Below are 16,383 nucleotides of genomic sequence, written 5' to 3'. Positions count from 1 at the left end.
GGGAGGCTACAACGGATGCGGCGGTAGGCCTGCACCCGACTTTCTAATGGAAACGGTTTTCATTAGTATGGTGGGCCGGCCTCTCGGTCCGGTGGAAGGAATCGACTTGCGGAAATGCTGGCGGACGTGGCTGCGTGCCGTCGCGGTGGGCCTGCTCGGCTCGACCGCGCTGTCGGGTTGCGCATCCACCGGTCCGGCCCACCCAGGAGCCGTCGCCGTGGTGGCCTCGACGGAGGTGTGGGGCAGCGTGGCACGCGCGGTCGCCGGAAACCATATCGCCGTCAAGTCCATCCTCAGCGGCGCCAATGCCGATCCTCATTCGTACCAGGCCACCGCCGCCGACGCGGCCGCGCTGGCCGACGCGGATCTGGTGGTCTACAACGGCGGCGGCTATGACCCGTGGGTGGAACGGGTGCTGACCGTACATCGCGGCATTGCGGCGGTCGATGCTTTTGCCTACCTCGGAGCGGTGAACGAGGCTCCCGACGAGCACGTCTTCTACAACCTGACGGTCGCCAAGGCGGTGGCCGCCGCCATCGCCGAGCGCCTGGCGGTGATCGACCCGTCCAACTCGATGGAGTATCGCGCCAACGCAAGCGAATTCGGCCGCGGCGCCGATGCGATCGTCAAGTCCGAGCACGCCATCGCGGCCGCATACCCGGCCACCGGCGTCATCGCCACCGAACCAGTCGTGCACTACCTGCTGACGGCGTCGGGACTGATCAACCGCACTCCGCCGGCCTTCGAAGAGGCCAACGAGAACGACGATGATCCCGCCCCCGCCGACATGGCGTCCGTGCTCGACCTGATCAACAATCGGGACGTCGCGGCGCTGTTGATCAACCCGCAGACCAGCACCCCAGCCATCGCCGACCTTCAGGCCGCCGCCCGCCGAGCCGGGGTGCCGGTGGCTGAAGTGTCCGAGAATCTGCCCAGCGGTTCCGATTACCTGACCTGGCAGCGCAACACCGTCAAGAAGTTGACGGACGCGCTGAAGTCGGGCAGCTGAGCATCCGTGGGCGCTCAAGCGGTTGCGCTGGCCGGCGCGCAGCTGGCCTTCGGTGACCGCGTGCTCTGGGACAATCTCGAATTGTCCCTCGCTGCCGGGGAATTCATTGCGGTGCTGGGTCCCAACGGTAGCGGCAAGACGTCGCTGCTCAAGGTGCTGCTCGGCCAACTGCCGTTGAGCTCCGGGACCGCGACTGTGCAGGGGCCGGTTGGCTATGTGCCGCAGCATCATCCATTGGATCGGGAGGTGTTGCTGCGCGGACGCGACCTGGTCGGCTTGGGTGTCGACGGACACCACTGGGGCGTGTTGGCGCTACGGCGCAGCGACCGCGCCCGCCGGCGGGCGGCGGTGCAGCGGGCACTGCAGCAGGTCAACGGCGAACGGTTGGCCGATGTCCGGGTTGGGCTGATGTCCGGCGGTGAACTACAGCGGGTTCGGATCGCGCAGGCACTGGCCAGCGACCCGGCCGTAATGCTGTGCGACGAGCCACTGCTAACGCTTGACCCGGCCAACGCGCGACTGGTCGCGGCGCTGATCGACCGGCGCCGCCGCGACGCCGGCACTGCGGTCATCGTCGTCACGCACGAGGTGAATCCGATCCTGCCGTACGTGGACCGGGTGCTGTACCTGGTGGACGGACGGTTCCGGATCGGCACCGTCGAGTCCGTGATGACCGGCCGGACGCTGTCGGAGCTGTACCGGACCCACGTCGAGGTCGTCAAGGTCAAGGACCAGTACTTTCTGGTCGGCGTCCCGGACGGGCGGCATCTGTGAACGAACGCGTCACCGAGATGTTGGACCATCTGTTCGCCGTCGATCTGACCGCGCATCTGCTCCGGCACGATTTCGTGCAGCAGGCGCTGCTGGCGGCGGCCCTGTTGGGCCTGGTCGCCGGATTGATCGGACCGTTCATCGTGTTGCGCCAGATGTCGTTCGCTGTGCACGGATCCAGCGAATTGTCTTTGACCGGAGCGGCATTCGCGTTGCTGGCGGGCTTCGACGTCGGGCTCGGTGCGCTGGTGGGCAGCGCGCTGGCGGCCGCCCTGTTCGGGGTTCTCGGCCAGCGTGCCCGGGAGCGAGATTCGGTGATCGGCGTGGTGCTCGCGTTCGGCCTGGGGCTGGCGGTGCTGTTCATCCACCTGTACCCCGGCCGTACCGGCACCAGCTTCGCGTTGCTGACCGGTCAGATCGTCGGGGTCGGTTACTCGGGGCTGGCCATGCTCGCGGCGGTGTGCGTGCTCGTCATCGCCGTCCTGGGCTGCTGCTACCGGCCGTTGCTGTTTGCGACGGTCGACCCGGACGTCGCGGCGGCCCGCGGGGTTCCCGTGCGTGCGCTGGGGATCGTGTTCGCCGCGTTGGTCGGGGTTGTCGCCGCCCAGGCCGTGCAGATCGTCGGGGCGCTGCTGGTGATGTCGTTGCTGATCACACCGGCGGCCGCGGCCGCGCGCGTGATCACCGCGCCCCCGTTGGCGATAGCAACATCGGTGCTGTTCGCCGAGGTCGCCGCGGTCGGCGGGATCGTGCTGTCCCTCGCGCCGGGAGTTCCCGTCTCGGTTTTTGTGGCCACCATTTCGTTTGTCATCTACCTGTTTTGCTGGATGCTGGGGAAATACCGCGTGTCGCGGCACTAAGCTGGAGAGTCGGTAGGGGAACCGCCAGCTCGTGAGGGTGGGGAGGAAATCACGTGCGCCAGCGAATCGTCGCGATCGCCGCGCTGGCCGGCGCCTGCTTGCTCGCCGCCGGCTGCACGGATGTGGTGGACGGCAGCGCGCTTGCCGGCGAGAAAGCCGGCCTGGCTAACCAGCGGCCCGTTCCCGTCAACGCCCTGGAGGGGCTGTTGCTGGACTCCAGCCAGATCAACAGCGCGTTGGGCGCCACCTCGATGAAGGTTTGGTTTCCTGCCAAGGGGATGTGGGACTGGAGCAAGAACGTGTCCGACAAGGATTGCCTGGCCGTTGACGGTGCCGCCCAGGACAAGGTCTATGCGGGCACCGGGTGGACCGCCATGCGCGGACAGCGCCTCGACGACAGCATCGACGACTCCAAGAAGCGCAAGCACTACGCCATCCAAGCGGTGGTGGCATTCCCGAATGCCCAAGACGCCAGCAACTTTTACCGGGCTTCCGTCCAGAGCTGGAAGGCCTGCTCGAACCGTAGATTCAACGACGTCAGCCCGACTCAGCCCGACACCATCTGGTCGGTGGGCGACGTGACCGACGACAATGGCATTCTGACCAGCTCGCAAACCCAGGAAGCCGGCAACGGCTGGGCCTGCCAGCGGGCCCTGACGGTGCGCAACAACCTTGCGATCGACATCGTGGCGTGCTCCTACGACCAAATGGGCTCGGCCGCAGTCGAGATCGCCAACAAGATCGCGGGCAACATCGCGAAGCTATAAGCCCGTGGCAAGGGCCTGACCCCAATTGCCCACCTGCTCCTCCCGCCGCCAGCGGCGCGCATCCTCGGCGGGCCTAAGCTGAACCAGTGGCACGTATCGATCTCAACGCCGACCTCGGCGAGGGGTTCGGCGTCTGGCGACTGGGCGACGATGACGCGATGCTCGATATCGTCACCAGCGCCAACGTGGCATGCGGCTTTCATGCCGGTGACCCGTCCGGACTGTTGCGGGTATGCCGTTCGGCCGCCGACCGCGGCGTACGTATCGGCGCCCAGGTCAGTTACCGGGACCTGGCGGGCTTCGGTCGCCGCTTCATCGACGTCGCGGGCGAGGATCTGCTCGCTGACGTCATATACCAGATCGGTGCACTACAGGCGCTGGCGCAGGCGGCCGGTTCGGTGGTGTCCTATGTCAAACCCCATGGCGCGCTGTACAACACGATCGTGAACAACCATGAGCAGGCCGCCGCGGTCGCCGAGGCGGTGGACAGCGTCGACGCCGCGCTGCCGGTACTCGGCATGACAGGATCGGCCTTCTTCGAGGAAGCAGAGCGCCTGGGCCTACGCACCGTCGCCGAAGCTTTCGCCGACCGCGCCTACCGGCCCGACGGAAGCTTGGTCTCCCGTCGTGAACCGAATGCGGTGCTGCACGATCCGAGGACGATCGCGCAGCGGGTGGTGCGCATGGTGTCCGACGGACAGGTCACCGCGATCGATGGGACCACAATCCCGATAAGCCTGAAATCCATTTGCGTGCACGGTGATTCGCCGGGCGCCGTGGATATCGCCCGCACGGTGCGTGCTGAACTAGAAGCCGCCGGCGTCGAGCTCGGAGCGTTCTGCTGATGCGGCTGAAACTCGGTCGCCCGGACCTCGCACGCTATGCCGATCGCTTCAATGTCCCAGTGGCAAGCGCAGATTCACCGCTTTCGGTGACATGGATGGGTGTGGCGACGCTGCTGGTCGACGACGGATCATCCCCACCACTGCTGACCGACGGCTATTTCTCCCGTCCGGGCTTAGCCCAAGTGGCGGCAGGCAAGGTGGCGCCGTCGGCGGCCCGGGTCGACGGTTGTCTGGCGCGGGCCAAGCTATCTCGGCTTTCCGCGGTGATTCCCGTGCACACCCACATCGACCATGTGCTGGATTCGCCGCTGGTCGCCGAACGCACCGGCGCCCCACTGGTCGGCGGGGAGTCGGCGGCCAATGTGGGACGCGGACACGGGTTGCCGGAGGACCGACTTGTCGTGGTGGTATCTGGTACGCCAATGACGTTGGGCGCCTTCGAGGTGACGCTCCTCGAGTCACACCATTGCCCGCCGGACCGCTTCCCCGGGGTGATCAGCGCACCGGTCCGCCCGCCGGTGAAGGCCTCGGCCTACCGCTGCGGCGAGTCCTGGTCGACGCTGATCCACCATCGCCCATCAGACCGGCGACTGCTGATCCAAGGCAGCGCCGGCTACATCACCGGGGCGCTGGCGGGTATACGCGCCGACGCCGTCTATCTCAGCGTGGGACAACTGGGCCTGCAGCCTCGGTCCTATATCGTCGAGTACTGGAACGAGACCGTACGAGCGGTGGGAGCACGGCGCGTGGTCCTCGTACATTGGGACGACTTCTTCCGCCCGCTGTCAAAGCCGTTGCGGGCCTTGCCCTATGCCGGGGACGACCTGGATGTCTCCATCCGGGTGCTGGACGAGTTGGCCGCCGAGGACGGGATTGTGGTGCAGATGCCGACGGTCTGGCAGCGCGAGGACCCCTGGGCCTGACACGTTGATACTGACCCTTTCGCTGGTACTGCTGGCTGTCGTCCTCGGCTTCGCGGTCGCGCGCCCACGGGGCTGGCCGGAGGCTGCGGCGGCCGTTCCCGCGGCGGCCATCCTGATTGCGACCGGGGCGATCTCCACGCACCAGGCCGGGGCCCAGATCGCGGGGCTCGGCCGGGTGGTCGGTTTTCTGGGCGCGGTGCTGGTGCTGGCAAAGCTGTGCGACGACGAGGGATTGTTCGAGGCGGCCGGTGCGGCAATGGCGCGCGGCAGCTCCGGGTCGCACGGGCTGTTGCGCCAGGTATTCGTCATCTCCGGAGTCATCACCGCGGTACTCAGCCTGGACGCGACGGTCGTGCTGCTGACCCCGGTGGTACTGGTCACCGTGCGCCAGTTACGCACTGCGGCCCCGCCGTACGCGTATGCCACGGCGCATCTGGCCAACTCGGCGTCGCTGCTGCTTCCGGTGTCGAATCTGACCAACCTGCTGGTCTTTCGCAGTGCGCACATCTCATTTGTCAAGTTCACGCTGGTCATGGCGTTACCGTGGCTGTCCGCGATAGCCGCGGTGTACATCGTCTTCCGGTGGTTCTTCGCCCGCGACCTGCGCACCCAGCCCGACCGCACCGACCTTGGTCCGCCCCCGACTCCCCCAATATTCGTGCTGGTGGTGGTCGGGCTGACCCTGGCCGGGTTCGCCGTCGCCGAATGGCTGGACGTCGCCCCGGCGTGGGCGGCGCTGGCCGGCGCTTCGGTGTTGGCGGTACGCAGTCTGCGCCGCCGGCACACCTCCCTGGCCGAGATCGTGCGCTCGGCGAACGTGCCGTTCCTGGTGTTCGTCCCTGCGCTGGGCATCGTCGTACAAGCGGTGATGCTCAACGGGATGACCGCCAAGATGTCGTCGCTGGTGCCTTCCGGAACCGGCCTGCCGGCCCTGCTGGGGATCGCCGCCCTGGCCGCGGTGCTGGCCAACGTGGTGAACAACCTGCCCGCGACGCTGGTGTTGGTGCCGCTGGTCGCGGCCAGCGGACCCCCGGCCGTACTGGCCACGCTGATCGGGGTCAACATCGGCCCCAACCTGACCTACGTCGGTTCGCTGTCGAATCTGCTGTGGCGCCGGGTGCTGCGCCAGCACAACGTCGCACCGAGCGTGGGCGAATACACCCGCCTGGGTTTGTGCACCGTGCCCGCGGCTCTGGTGATTGCGGTCGTCGCGCTCTGGGTGAGCTGGCGTGTCGTTGGCACCTAACCCTGGCCGCGCCAGCTAACGGCGGCGCTGGCGGGCGATCTCGGCCAGCACCACGCCCGCGGCCACCGCGGCGTTCAGCGACTCGGTCTTGCCGGCCATCGGGATGGACACCACGTGGTCACAGTTCTCGCGTACCAGCCGCGACAAGCCCTTGCCCTCCGAACCGACCACCATCACCAGCGGGTCGGTGCCGTCAAGATCGTCCAGCGCGGTGTCACCGCCGGCGTCCAGTCCGATCACCTGCAGCCCGCGGTCGGCCCAATCCTTAAGCGTCCGTGTCAGATTGGTCGCCCGCGCCACCGGAATCCGGGCAGCTGCCCCGGCGCTGGTACGCCATGCCACCGCGGTCACCGAGGCGGAGCGGCGCTGCGGGATCACCACGCCGTGGCCACCGAACGCCGCCACCGACCGCACGATCGCGCCGAGGTTGCGCGGGTCGGAGATGTTGTCCAGCGCGACGAGCAGCGCGGGCGGTGACTCGATGGCGTCGGCAACCAAATCGTCGGGGTGAGCGTAGTTGTACGGCGGAACCTGCAGCGCGATCCCCTGATGCAGGTGATTGGCCGTCATCCGGTCCAGATCACTGCGCGGCACCTCGAGGATGGCGATACCCGAATCGGCCGCGCGTGCAACGGATTCCGTGAGCCGCTCGTCGGCGTCAGTGCCCAGCGCAACGTAGAGAGCGGTTGCCGGCACACCGGCGCGCAGACATTCCAGCACCGGGTTGCGCCCGAGCACGGTTTCGGCTTCCTCGACGCGCTTGGTCGGCCGGCGCGGCTGCTGTGCACCGGCCCGCTTGGCGGCCGGATGATTGGGACGCAGGTGTGCGGGCGGGGTGGGGCCGCGCCCTTCCAGGCCGCGCCTGCGTTGGCCGCCCGAGCCGACCTTGGGCCCCTTCTTGGTGCCGGCTTTGCGTATCGCCCCGCGGCGCTGGGAGTTTCCGGCCATCTACTTGCCGTCGCCGCCCAACGTCCACTGCGGGCCGTCGGCGGTGTCGGTGACCTCAATGCCGGCCTGCTTCAGCCGGTCCCGGATCTCGTCGGCCAGCGCCCAGTTGCGCTGCTCGCGAGCCTTCTGCCGATTCTGAATCTCCGCTTGCACCAACACATCTACGGCAGCCAGCGCGGCCGATGTCTCGTCGCGGGTTTCCCACCGTTCGTCCAGCGGGTCGCAGCCCAGGATCCCCATCATGGCGCGGATGGAGCCGGCACTTTGCAGCGCGGCCTCGTGATCGCCGGCGTCGAGGGCCCGGTTGCCGTCGGCTCGGGCCTGGTGGATCTCGGCCAACGCGACCGGCACCGACAAGTCATCGTCGAGCGCCTCGGCGAAGCGCGGCGTCCACTGCCCGGGCAGGACGGCACCCACCCGGCGGCGCACGCGGTGCAGAAACTCTTCGACGCCGACGTAGGCCTTGACCGCGTCCTGCAACGCGGCCTCGGAGAACTCCAGCATCGACCGGTAGTGCGCGCTGCCCAGGTAGTACCGCAGTTCGGCCGGCCGGACCCGCTGCAGCATGGCCGGAATGGCCACGACGTTGCCGAGCGACTTGCTCATCTTTTCGCCGCCCATCGTCACCCAGCCGTTGTGCAGCCATAACTGGGCGAACCCGTCGCCGGCCGCGCGACTTTGCGCGATCTCGTTCTCGTGGTGCGGGAAGATCAGATCCATCCCGCCGCAGTGGATGTCGAACTCGGGTCCCAGGTAGGTGCGGGCCATGGCCGAGCATTCGATGTGCCAGCCCGGCCGCCCGCGGCCCCACGGCGATGGCCACGACGGTTCACCGGGCTTCTCGCCCTTCCACAGGGTGAAGTCGCGCTGATCACGCTTGCCGGTGGCCACGCCTTCGCCCTGGTGGACATCGTCGATTCGATGGCCGGACAGCTGGCCGTAGTCCGGATAGCTGAGCACATCGAAGTAGACGTCGCCCGCGGCGGCATAGGCGTGCCCTTTTTCGATCAGCCGTTCCATTAATTCGATCATCTGGGTGATATGGCCGGTGGCCCGGGGCTCTGCCGACGGCGGCAGCACATCCAGCGCGTCGTAGGCGGCCGTGAAGGCACGCTCGTGGGTCGCGGCCCACTCCCACCACGGCCGTCCCGCCGCGGCCGCCTTGGCCAGGATCTTGTCTTCGATGTCGGTGACGTTGCGGATGAACGCCACGTCGTAACCGCGCGCGATCAACCAGCGGCGGAGGATGTCGAAGGCCACGCCGCTGCGGACATGCCCGATGTGCGGCAGCCCCTGCGGGGTGGCGCCGCATTGGTAAATGGAGACGTGCCCGGCACGCAGCGGCACGAAGTCACGGACGACACCGGTCGCCGTGTCATGTAGCCGCAGGCGGGCACGATCGGTCACGACGTGCCAGCTTACTGCCTCAGCCATACGGCCCTGCCCCGCGCGGGTGCTATCGCAGCGAAACCACCAACGCCGTGGCGATCGCGGCCAGGCCCTCACCTCGCCCGGTCAGGCCCAGGCCGTCGGTGGTGGTTGCCGCCACCGAGACCGGCGCGTTCAGCAAGCGGGAAAGCACCGCCTGCGCCTCGTAGCGCCGCCAGCCGATCTTCGGCCGGTTGCCGATCACCTGCACCGCGGCGTTCCCCACCCGGTACCCGTGTTCGGCGAGGAGCCCAACAACGTGCCGCAGCATGTCGGCGCCGCTGACGGCCTCCCAGCGCGGATCGTCGACCCCGAAAACGCCACCGATGTCGCCTAGCCCGGCGGCGGACAGCACGGCGTCACACAGCGCGTGGATGGCGACGTCGCCGTCGGAATGGCCCGAACACCCATCGGCACTGGGGAACAGCAGACCCACCAACCAGCACGGCCGACCCGGTTCGATCGGATGCACGTCAACACCCAGGCCCACGCGGGGCAGCTCCATCACTGGCGCACTATAGCGTTGGCCAGCAACAGGTCCAGTGGAGTCGTGATTTTGAACGCCAGGGGATCACCGTCGACCACGTGAACCTGGCCGCCGATCTGCTCGACCAGCGACGCATCGTCGGTGAACTCGGCGGTCCCGGCGCGTTGATACGCGCGCAACAGCATGTCGGTGGCAAAGCCCTGTGGGGTCTGCACCGCACGCAGGCCGGCCCGCTCCGGGGTGCCCAGCACCACTCCGTTTGCGTCGACGGCCTTGACGGTGTCCGACACCGCGACTCCGGGCACGACCGCCTGGTGACCGGCCCGCAACGCCGCCACCACCCGCACCACCAGGGCCGGTGGCGTCAGCGCGCGGGCGGCGTCGTGAACCAGCACGAACTCGGGTGCGCCCGCCGCTGACTCGGTGACCGCGGCCAGGGCCTTGCTCACCGACTCCGAACGGCTGGCGCCGCCGGCCACGATGGTGGCGATATGGCCCAGGATGAGCTTGGCTTCGTCGGTGCGACCCGGCGGCACCGCCACGACTACGGCGTCGACCACACCGGAATCACGCAGACCCGTCACGGCCCGCTCGACCAGCGAGTGCCCTTCGAGCTGATAGAACGCCTTGGGGACGCCGGCAGATAGTCGCTGGCCCGACCCTGCGGCCGGGACCACCGCGACTACATTGCCGTTACCCGCGCCCACCTAAGCGTCTCGGGCTATTCAGGAAGCGGCGGCCAGCACCTCGTCCAGAATGGTCGACGCCTTGGCGTCGTCAGTGCTTTCGGCCAACGCCAGCTCACCGACCAGGATCTGACGTGCCTTGGCCAGCATGCGCTTCTCGCCCGCGGACAGACCGCGCTCCTGGTCGCGACGCCACAGGTCGCGCACAACCTCGGCGACCTTGTTCACGTCACCCGAGGCGAGCTTCTCCAAGTTGGCCTTGTACCGACGCGACCAGTTGGTGGGTTCTTCGGTGTGCGGAGCGCGCAGGACCTGGAAAACCTTATCGAGGCCTTCCTGGCCAACGACATCGCGAACACCGACGTACTCGGCGTTGTCAGCGGGCACTCGAACGGTCAGGTCGCCCTGCGCAACTTTCAAGACGAGATACTCTTTTTGCTCCCCTTTGATGGTTCGAGTCTCAATCGCCTCGACTAACGCAGCACCGTGGTGTGGGTAGACAACGGTGTCACCGACCTTGAAGATCATCTGATTCGAGCCCCTTTCGTTAATTAAGTCTAACACGCGGGCCCGACGCGTGCGGATCAACGGTGCAGGTCAGAGGCACGTGACGCCCAGAATGGGGGTTGACAGGCGGGCCCAGACATGCAGGGGGTGATGGTTTCTCGTGCGTCCGGACCCTTGGGCACGAGCCCGAAAGCGTCTCTAAGAATAGCCCTTCGGCAACCCCGGATTTCACCCGGGATCACGTCGCGACGACCGCCGGTCGACATCGGGTAGCCCGCCGCTACCGTCCGCGGCACCGTGCTACTACTCTGCATAGTTGAATCCGATGGGCCCGAGCAGGAGGCATTGAGTGAAGCGCTTGAACATCCGCCTGCCATTCCGCCTGGCCAGGATCACCGCCTGGCTGGCCGCCGCGATTGTGGCCGTGCTGGCGCTCAGTGGTTGCGGAACCGGTCAGATCTCGCAGACCGCGGCGCAAGAGCCCGCGGTCAACGGCAACCGGGTCACCATCAAGAACGTCGTGCTGCGCGACATCCGGATCCAGGCCAAGCAGACCGGCGACTTCCTGCAGCCGGGCCGCACCGTGGACCTGGTTCTGGTGGCGGTGAACAACAACTCCGACACCGGCGACCGTCTGACCGGCATCACCAGCGACATCGGCAACGTGACGCTGTCCGGGGACGCGAAGCTGCCGGCCGGCGGGATGCTGTTCATCGGAACCCCCGACGGTCAGGCTGTCGCGCCGGGCCCAGCCCCGTCCACCGGCGCCGCCAAGGCGACCGTCGCCCTGAGCAAGCCGATCACCAACGGCCTGACCTACAACTTCACGTTCAAGTTCGAGAAGGCCGGCGAGGCCACCGTGGATGTGCCCATCTCGGCCGGGGTGGCGCAACCGGGCGAGCACTCCAACCACGCCTGAGCGCACCTGGCGGCGTTTCCTTCCAGGGATCTGTCGGTACCTGTCGATACGGTCACGGTTGTGGCCAACGCGCGTTCGCAGTATCGGTGCTCGGAATGCCGCCATCTCAGCGCCAAGTGGGTAGGACGCTGCCTGGAGTGTGGTTCCTGGGGGACCGTGGAAGAGGTTGCCGTGCTGGCCGCTGTCGGCAACGGCAGACGCTCGGCGGCTACCGGGTCGCCGGCGGTGCCGATCAGCGCCGTGGAGCCGAATAAGAGCCGGCATCGCCGCAGTGGCGTCGACGAGCTGGACCGGGTTCTGGGCGGGGGTGTGGTTCCCGGCTCGGTGACGCTGCTGGCGGGCGAACCCGGGGTCGGCAAATCGACGCTGCTGCTCGAGGTCGCGCACCGCTGGGCGCAGCAGGGCCAACGCGCGCTGTACATCTCCGGCGAGGAATCCGCCGGGCAAATCCGGCTGCGGGCCGACCGGATCGGGTGCGCCGGTGACGATGTCTACCTGGCCGCCGAATCCGACCTGCACACCGTGTTGCACCACATCGAGACCGTGCGGCCCGCGCTGGTCATCGTCGACTCGGTGCAGACCATGTCCACCAGCGAGGCCGACGGCGTCGCCGGTGGGGTCACCCAGGTGCGTGCGGTGACGGCCGCGTTGACCGCCGCGGCCAAGGCAAACGGTGTCGCGATGATTCTGGTCGGGCACGTCACAAAGGACGGCGCCATCGCCGGGCCCCGATCGCTGGAGCACCTCGTCGACGTGGTGCTGCATTTCGAAGGTGACCGCAACGGCGCGCTACGGATGGTCCGCGGGATCAAGAACCGGTTCGGCGCCGCGGACGAGGTGGGATGTTTCCTGTTGCACGACAACGGAATCGAAGGTGTCGCCGACCCGTCCAACCTGTTCCTGGACCAGCGCCCGGCACCGGTTCCGGGCACTGCGATCACCGTAACCCTGGACGGGAAGAGGCCGCTGATCGGCGAAGTCCAAGCGTTGCTGGCCACCCCCAACGGCGGCTCACCACGGCGGGCGGTCAGCGGCATCGACCACGCGAGGGCCGCGATGATCACGGCGGTGCTGGAAAAGCATGCCCGGCTGGGGTTGGGCGCCAACGACATTTACCTGTCGACCGTGGGCGGCATGCGCTTGACCGACCCGTCGTCGGACCTCGCGGTGGCGGTCGCCCTGGCCTCGGCGGACACCAACCTGCCGCTGCCCACCACCGCGGTGATGATCGGCGAAGTTGGGCTGGCGGGCGATCTACGGCGGGTGCACGGGATGGAGCGACGGCTGGCCGAAGCGGCCCGGCAGGGCTTCACCATCGCCCTGGTGCCACCGGGCTGCAAGTCGATTCCGGCGGGCCTGCGGGCCCTGTGCGCATCCACCATCGTCGAGGCGTTGCATCACATGATCAACATCGCCGAGCATCACGCCCGGGCGCCCGCGACTCTGCATGCCGTGAATAACTCGCACTAGAGTCCCCACCGAACCACCCGCCATAGCAGAATGCTGGCTGTGACTCGTCCGACCCTGCGTGAGGCTGTCGCCCGCCTGGCTCCCGGTACCGGGCTGCGCGACGGCCTGGAGCGCATCCTGCGCGGCCGTACTGGTGCCCTGATCGTGCTCGGTCACGACGAGAATGTCGAGGCGATCTGTGACGGCGGTTTCTCCCTCGACGTCCGCTACGCACCGACCAGGCTGCGCGAGCTGTGCAAGATGGACGGCGCGGTGGTGCTGTCCACCGACGGCAGCCGCATCGTGCGGGCCAATGTGCAGCTCGTTCCGGACCCTTCGATCCCCACCGACGAATCGGGAACCCGGCACCGCTCGGCGGAGCGGGCCGCGATCCAAACCGGTTACCCGGTGATCTCGGTCAGCCATTCGATGAACATCGTGACCGTCTACGTGTGCGGTGAGCGCCATGTCCTGACCGACTCCGCGACCATCCTGTCGCGGGCCAACCAGGCGATCGCCACCTTGGAGCGCTATAAGACCCGGCTGGACGAGGTCAGCCGCCAACTGTCCCGGGCCGAGATCGAGGACTTCGTCACGCTGCGCGACGTCCTGACCGTGGTGCAGCGGCTGGAACTGGTCCGCCGCATCGGCCTGGCCATCGACTACGACGCGGTGGAGCTGGGCACCGACGGGCGCCAGCTGCGCCTGCAGTTGGAAGAATTGCTAGGCGGCAACGACACCGCTAGGGAACTGATCGTGCGGGACTATCACGCCAATCCCGAGCCGCCGTCCCAGGACCAGATCGTGGCGACGCTGGACGAATTGGACGCGCTGTCGGACACCGAGTTACTGGACTTCACCTCGCTGGCCAAGGTGCTCGGTTATCCGACGACGGCCGAAGCGCAGGATTCGGCGCTCAGCCCGCGCGGCTACCGCGCGATGGCCGGTATCCCCCGCTTGCAGTTCGCCCATGTCGACCTGCTGGTGCGGGCGTTCGGAACGCTGCAGGGCCTGTTGGCGGCCAGCGCCAATGACCTGCAATCGGTCGAGGGTATCGGCGCCATGTGGGCGCGGCACGTTCGCGAGGGTCTGTCCCAGCTGGCCGAGTCGACCATCACCGACCAGTAGTTAGCCGCCCTGGACGGGAGGCGCCTCCGGCGGGGGCGCCTGCGCGGGCCCCGGTGCGGGCACCGGGCCGGGCGGTTGCGGCGGCTGGTTCAGCACGAATGGAACCGACAGGGACCGCAGGTTGCCCAGCTGCACAACCAGGTTGTAGGTCCCCGGCCCGATTGCCGGCCGCGGCAGCGGGCATTTGGGTGCCGAACCCATGCCCGTCCAGGTCACCGCGGTGGTCACCTGCTCGCCCGGGGTGAACGTCTTCACCAGGGTTTCGTTGGACGGCGCGCAGTCCAGGTTGGACCACAGCCGCTTGTTGTCCAGCGAGTACACGTATGCCGCCAGCACCGCGGCGCCGACGTCGCGTTTGCACGAAACCAGCCCGATGTTGGTGACAACCATCGTGAATTTCGGCTGGTCACCGATGTAGTACTGCGGTGAGTTGGTCAGGCCCTTGACCGCCAGCGTCGAATCCGGGCAGTCGTCGCCATCCTTGAGCACGGGCGGCGGTTGCACGGCGGCGGTCGGGGTGGGGGACTCGGGGTTCACAATGCCGGGCGGCGCCCCCGGCGCGGGCGCTTCGGTCTGCCCCGCCGGCTGCGGCCCCGGCGGCGCTTGCGGGGCATTCGAGCCCGGATGGCCTTGCGCGGAGGCAGGCTTGTCGGCGGGTTTGGCCCCGGCGTTACTGCTTACGAAGGCGATGACGGTGGCGACGGCGATCCCGATCACGACGACCGCGATGCCCAGGGCAAGCCCCCTGCGCCGCCAATAAATCTCAGTAGGTAGCGGGCCCCGCGGTTCTAGATCCAGCACATTTACACGGTAGGGCCAGGTCACGCCGTCTTGGTTGACCCCGGTCGGCGTGTCGCGGGGTTTGCTGGGCCGCCGAGTGGCCTATTCGCCGATGTCGCCGATGTGGTCGACCAGCTCGGCCTTGCCGTCCGCGAGCTTGTAGGTGACGCCGGCGAGCGCCAGGTCCCCCGCGTCGACCCCGTCCGAGATGGCCGATGAACGGGACACCAGTTGCGCCAGCGTCTCGCTCACATGCCGCGCCTCGAACTCGTCCACCCTGCTCAGGCCGTCGCGGCGGCCCGCCAGCACCGACGGCACCACCCGTTCCACCACGTCGCGTACGAACCCGCCGGGAATCGCACCCTCGTCGATGGCGCTGATGGTGGCCTTAACGGCGCCGCAGCTGTTGTGGCCGAGGACGACAATCAGCGGGACTTTGAGAACGGTGACCGCGTACTCGATGGAGCCCAGCACCGCCGAATCGATCGCCTGCCCAGCGGTACGGACCACGAACACGTCCCCGAGACCCTGGTCGAAGATGAGCTCGGCGGCCACCCGGCTGTCCGAGCAGCCGAAGATGACCGCAGTCGGCTTTTGCCCGTTGGCCAGGCTGGCGCGGTGCTCCACGCTCTGGCTCGGGTGCGCCGGCTGGCCGGCCACGAACCGCTCGTTACCCTCTTTGAGTGCTTTCCACGCCGATACCGGGTTGCTATTGGGCATGCCTGACATTGTGCCGCACCGGCCGGTGACTGGCGCGCTCCACATACCAGTCACAGATCTTTTGGACTGGTATCGCCGATCCCAACGCGACCTGCCCTGGCGCCAACCCGGGGTCAGCGCGTGGCAGATCCTGGTCAGCGAATTCATGCTTCAGCAGACGCCGGTCGCTCGGGTGCTGCCGATCTGGACCGATTGGGTAGGCCGATGGCCGACACCCTCGGACACGGCCGCCGCCAGCGCCGCCGACGTGCTGCGGGCCTGGGGCAAACTCGGTTACCCGCGCCGGGCCAAACGCCTGCATGAATGCGCCATCGTGATCGCGCGCGAGCACAACGACGTGGTGCCCGACGACGTCGACGTCCTGCTGACCCTGCCCGGTATCGGCAGCTACACCGCGCGGGCGATCGCCTGCTTCGCGTACCAGCACCGGGTGCCGGTGGTGGACACCAATGTGCGTCGGGTGGTGGCCCGCGCCGTGCACGGCCGTGCCGATGCCGGCAACCCATCGGCCACCCGTGACCACGCCGACGTCGAAGCACTGCTGCCCGACGACGAGTCGGCGCCGCAATTTTCGGTGGCGTTGATGGAACTGGGCGCGACGGTATGCACGGCCCGGTCGCCGCGGTGCGGTTTGTGCCCGCTGGACGGCTGCGCCTGGCGGCAGGCCGGATATCCGCCGGCGACAGGTCCGGCCCGGCGGGTGCAGACCTACGCCGGAACAGATCGCCAAGTGCGCGGACGACTACTGGATGTGTTGCGCGACAACGCTGCACCGGTGACTCGCGCGCAACTGGACGTCGCGTGGCTGACCGATACCGCGCAGCGCGACCGGGCGCTGTTTTCGCTGCTCGATGATGGCCTGGTGACGCAGACCGCGGACGGCCGGTTCGCGCTGGCCGGCGAAGGGTAG

General features: G+C 67.9%; 18 protein-coding genes. 11 read left to right on the top strand and 7 right to left on the bottom strand.

What is annotated here, in order from left to right; all coding sequences use genetic code 11:
- Positions 1–145: 145 nt before the first annotated feature.
- From BN972_RS28955 to BN972_RS23560, 7 genes are all read left to right on the top strand, one after another.
- Positions 146–1,009, top strand: coding sequence for a metal ABC transporter solute-binding protein, Zn/Mn family (locus BN972_RS28955; protein WP_390176235.1), 864 nt, complete (start codon positions 146–148; stop codon positions 1,007–1,009).
- A gap of 6 nt (positions 1,010–1,015) precedes the next feature.
- On the top strand, positions 1,016–1,783 hold the full coding sequence (locus BN972_RS28950) for a metal ABC transporter ATP-binding protein (RefSeq protein WP_036363169.1): 768 nt from the start codon (positions 1,016–1,018) through the stop codon (positions 1,781–1,783).
- A gap of 17 nt (positions 1,784–1,800) precedes the next feature.
- Positions 1,801–2,640 (top strand): metal ABC transporter permease, encoded by an 840-nt coding sequence (locus tag BN972_RS23580; protein ID WP_036363877.1) that lies wholly within the window; start codon positions 1,801–1,803, stop codon positions 2,638–2,640.
- Between the two features lie 53 nt (positions 2,641–2,693).
- Positions 2,694–3,407 carry a sensor domain-containing protein gene (locus BN972_RS23575; protein WP_036363166.1) on the top strand — a complete coding sequence of 238 codons (714 nt, stop codon included), beginning with the start codon at positions 2,694–2,696 and terminating at the stop codon, positions 3,405–3,407.
- 86 nt (positions 3,408–3,493) lie between these two features.
- Complete coding sequence (locus tag BN972_RS23570) at positions 3,494–4,252, top strand: LamB/YcsF family protein (RefSeq protein WP_036363163.1); 759 nt, start codon at positions 3,494–3,496, stop codon at positions 4,250–4,252.
- Positions 4,252–5,175, top strand: coding sequence for an MBL fold metallo-hydrolase (locus tag BN972_RS23565; RefSeq protein WP_036363159.1), 924 nt, complete (start codon positions 4,252–4,254; stop codon positions 5,173–5,175). The genes BN972_RS23570 and BN972_RS23565 overlap by 1 nt, the downstream gene beginning before the upstream one ends.
- A 4-nt stretch (positions 5,176–5,179) precedes the next feature.
- Positions 5,180–6,421, top strand: a complete 1,242-nt coding sequence (locus BN972_RS23560) for an SLC13 family permease (protein ID WP_036363157.1) — start codon at positions 5,180–5,182, stop codon at positions 6,419–6,421.
- A gap of 15 nt (positions 6,422–6,436) precedes the next feature.
- On the opposite strand, the gene rlmB is transcribed toward BN972_RS23560, so the two are convergent.
- From rlmB to carD, 5 genes are read right to left on the bottom strand one after another with little or no spacing between them, the layout of a single operon-like run.
- Entirely contained in the window at positions 6,437–7,369 is a 933-nt protein-coding gene (gene rlmB / locus BN972_RS23555; RefSeq protein WP_036363154.1) for a 23S rRNA (guanosine(2251)-2'-O)-methyltransferase RlmB, read from the bottom strand.
- On the bottom strand, positions 7,370–8,776 hold the full coding sequence (gene cysS, locus BN972_RS23550) for a cysteine--tRNA ligase (RefSeq protein WP_036363873.1): 1,407 nt from the start codon (positions 8,774–8,776) through the stop codon (positions 7,370–7,372). It abuts the gene before it with no gap.
- A 49-nt stretch (positions 8,777–8,825) separates the two neighbouring features.
- Entirely contained in the window at positions 8,826–9,305 is a 480-nt protein-coding gene (ispF, locus tag BN972_RS23545; protein ID WP_099051183.1) for a 2-C-methyl-D-erythritol 2,4-cyclodiphosphate synthase, read from the bottom strand.
- The gene (gene ispD, locus BN972_RS23540) at positions 9,302–9,991 is read right to left on the bottom strand and encodes a 2-C-methyl-D-erythritol 4-phosphate cytidylyltransferase (protein WP_036363148.1); all 690 of its coding nucleotides are present in this window, start codon (positions 9,989–9,991) and stop codon (positions 9,302–9,304) included. The genes ispF and ispD overlap by 4 nt, the downstream gene beginning before the upstream one ends.
- Before the next feature lie 18 nt (positions 9,992–10,009).
- A complete protein-coding gene (gene carD, locus BN972_RS23535; RefSeq protein ID WP_036363145.1) occupies positions 10,010–10,498 on the bottom strand; it encodes an RNA polymerase-binding transcription factor CarD in 489 nt (162 codons plus the stop codon).
- A gap of 328 nt (positions 10,499–10,826) precedes the next feature.
- Here carD and BN972_RS23530 point away from each other — a divergent pair, with 328 nt between their 5' ends.
- From BN972_RS23530 to disA, 3 genes are read left to right on the top strand one after another with little or no spacing between them, the layout of a single operon-like run.
- Entirely contained in the window at positions 10,827–11,396 is a 570-nt protein-coding gene (locus BN972_RS23530) for a hypothetical protein (RefSeq protein ID WP_036363142.1), read from the top strand.
- Positions 11,397–11,456: 60 nt separating this feature from the next.
- The gene (gene radA / locus BN972_RS23525; RefSeq protein ID WP_036363137.1) at positions 11,457–12,866 is read left to right on the top strand and encodes a DNA repair protein RadA; all 1,410 of its coding nucleotides are present in this window, start codon (positions 11,457–11,459) and stop codon (positions 12,864–12,866) included.
- Between the two features lie 30 nt (positions 12,867–12,896).
- Positions 12,897–13,973, top strand: a complete 1,077-nt coding sequence (disA, locus tag BN972_RS23520) for a DNA integrity scanning diadenylate cyclase DisA (protein ID WP_099051182.1) — start codon at positions 12,897–12,899, stop codon at positions 13,971–13,973.
- Here the strand turns inward: disA and BN972_RS23515 are convergent, their stop codons facing one another.
- Both BN972_RS23515 and BN972_RS23510 read right to left on the bottom strand, forming a co-directional pair.
- Entirely contained in the window at positions 13,974–14,774 is an 801-nt protein-coding gene (locus BN972_RS23515) for a hypothetical protein (RefSeq protein WP_099051181.1), read from the bottom strand. It lies immediately after the preceding gene.
- An 81-nt stretch (positions 14,775–14,855) separates the two neighbouring features.
- Entirely contained in the window at positions 14,856–15,473 is a 618-nt protein-coding gene (locus tag BN972_RS23510) for a carbonic anhydrase (RefSeq protein ID WP_036363130.1), read from the bottom strand.
- On the opposite strand from BN972_RS23510, the gene BN972_RS23505 reads away from it, so the two are divergent.
- The gene (locus tag BN972_RS23505; RefSeq protein WP_036363127.1) at positions 15,472–16,383 is read left to right on the top strand and encodes an HhH-GPD family protein; all 912 of its coding nucleotides are present in this window, start codon (positions 15,472–15,474) and stop codon (positions 16,381–16,383) included. The two genes, BN972_RS23510 and BN972_RS23505, sit on opposite strands and share 2 nt — an antisense overlap.

This window comes from Mycobacterium asiaticum DSM 44297, assembly GCF_000613245.1.
Lineage (GTDB): Bacteria > Actinomycetota > Actinomycetes > Mycobacteriales > Mycobacteriaceae > Mycobacterium > Mycobacterium asiaticum.
This window is presented reverse-complemented; position numbering and strand designations above follow the sequence as displayed.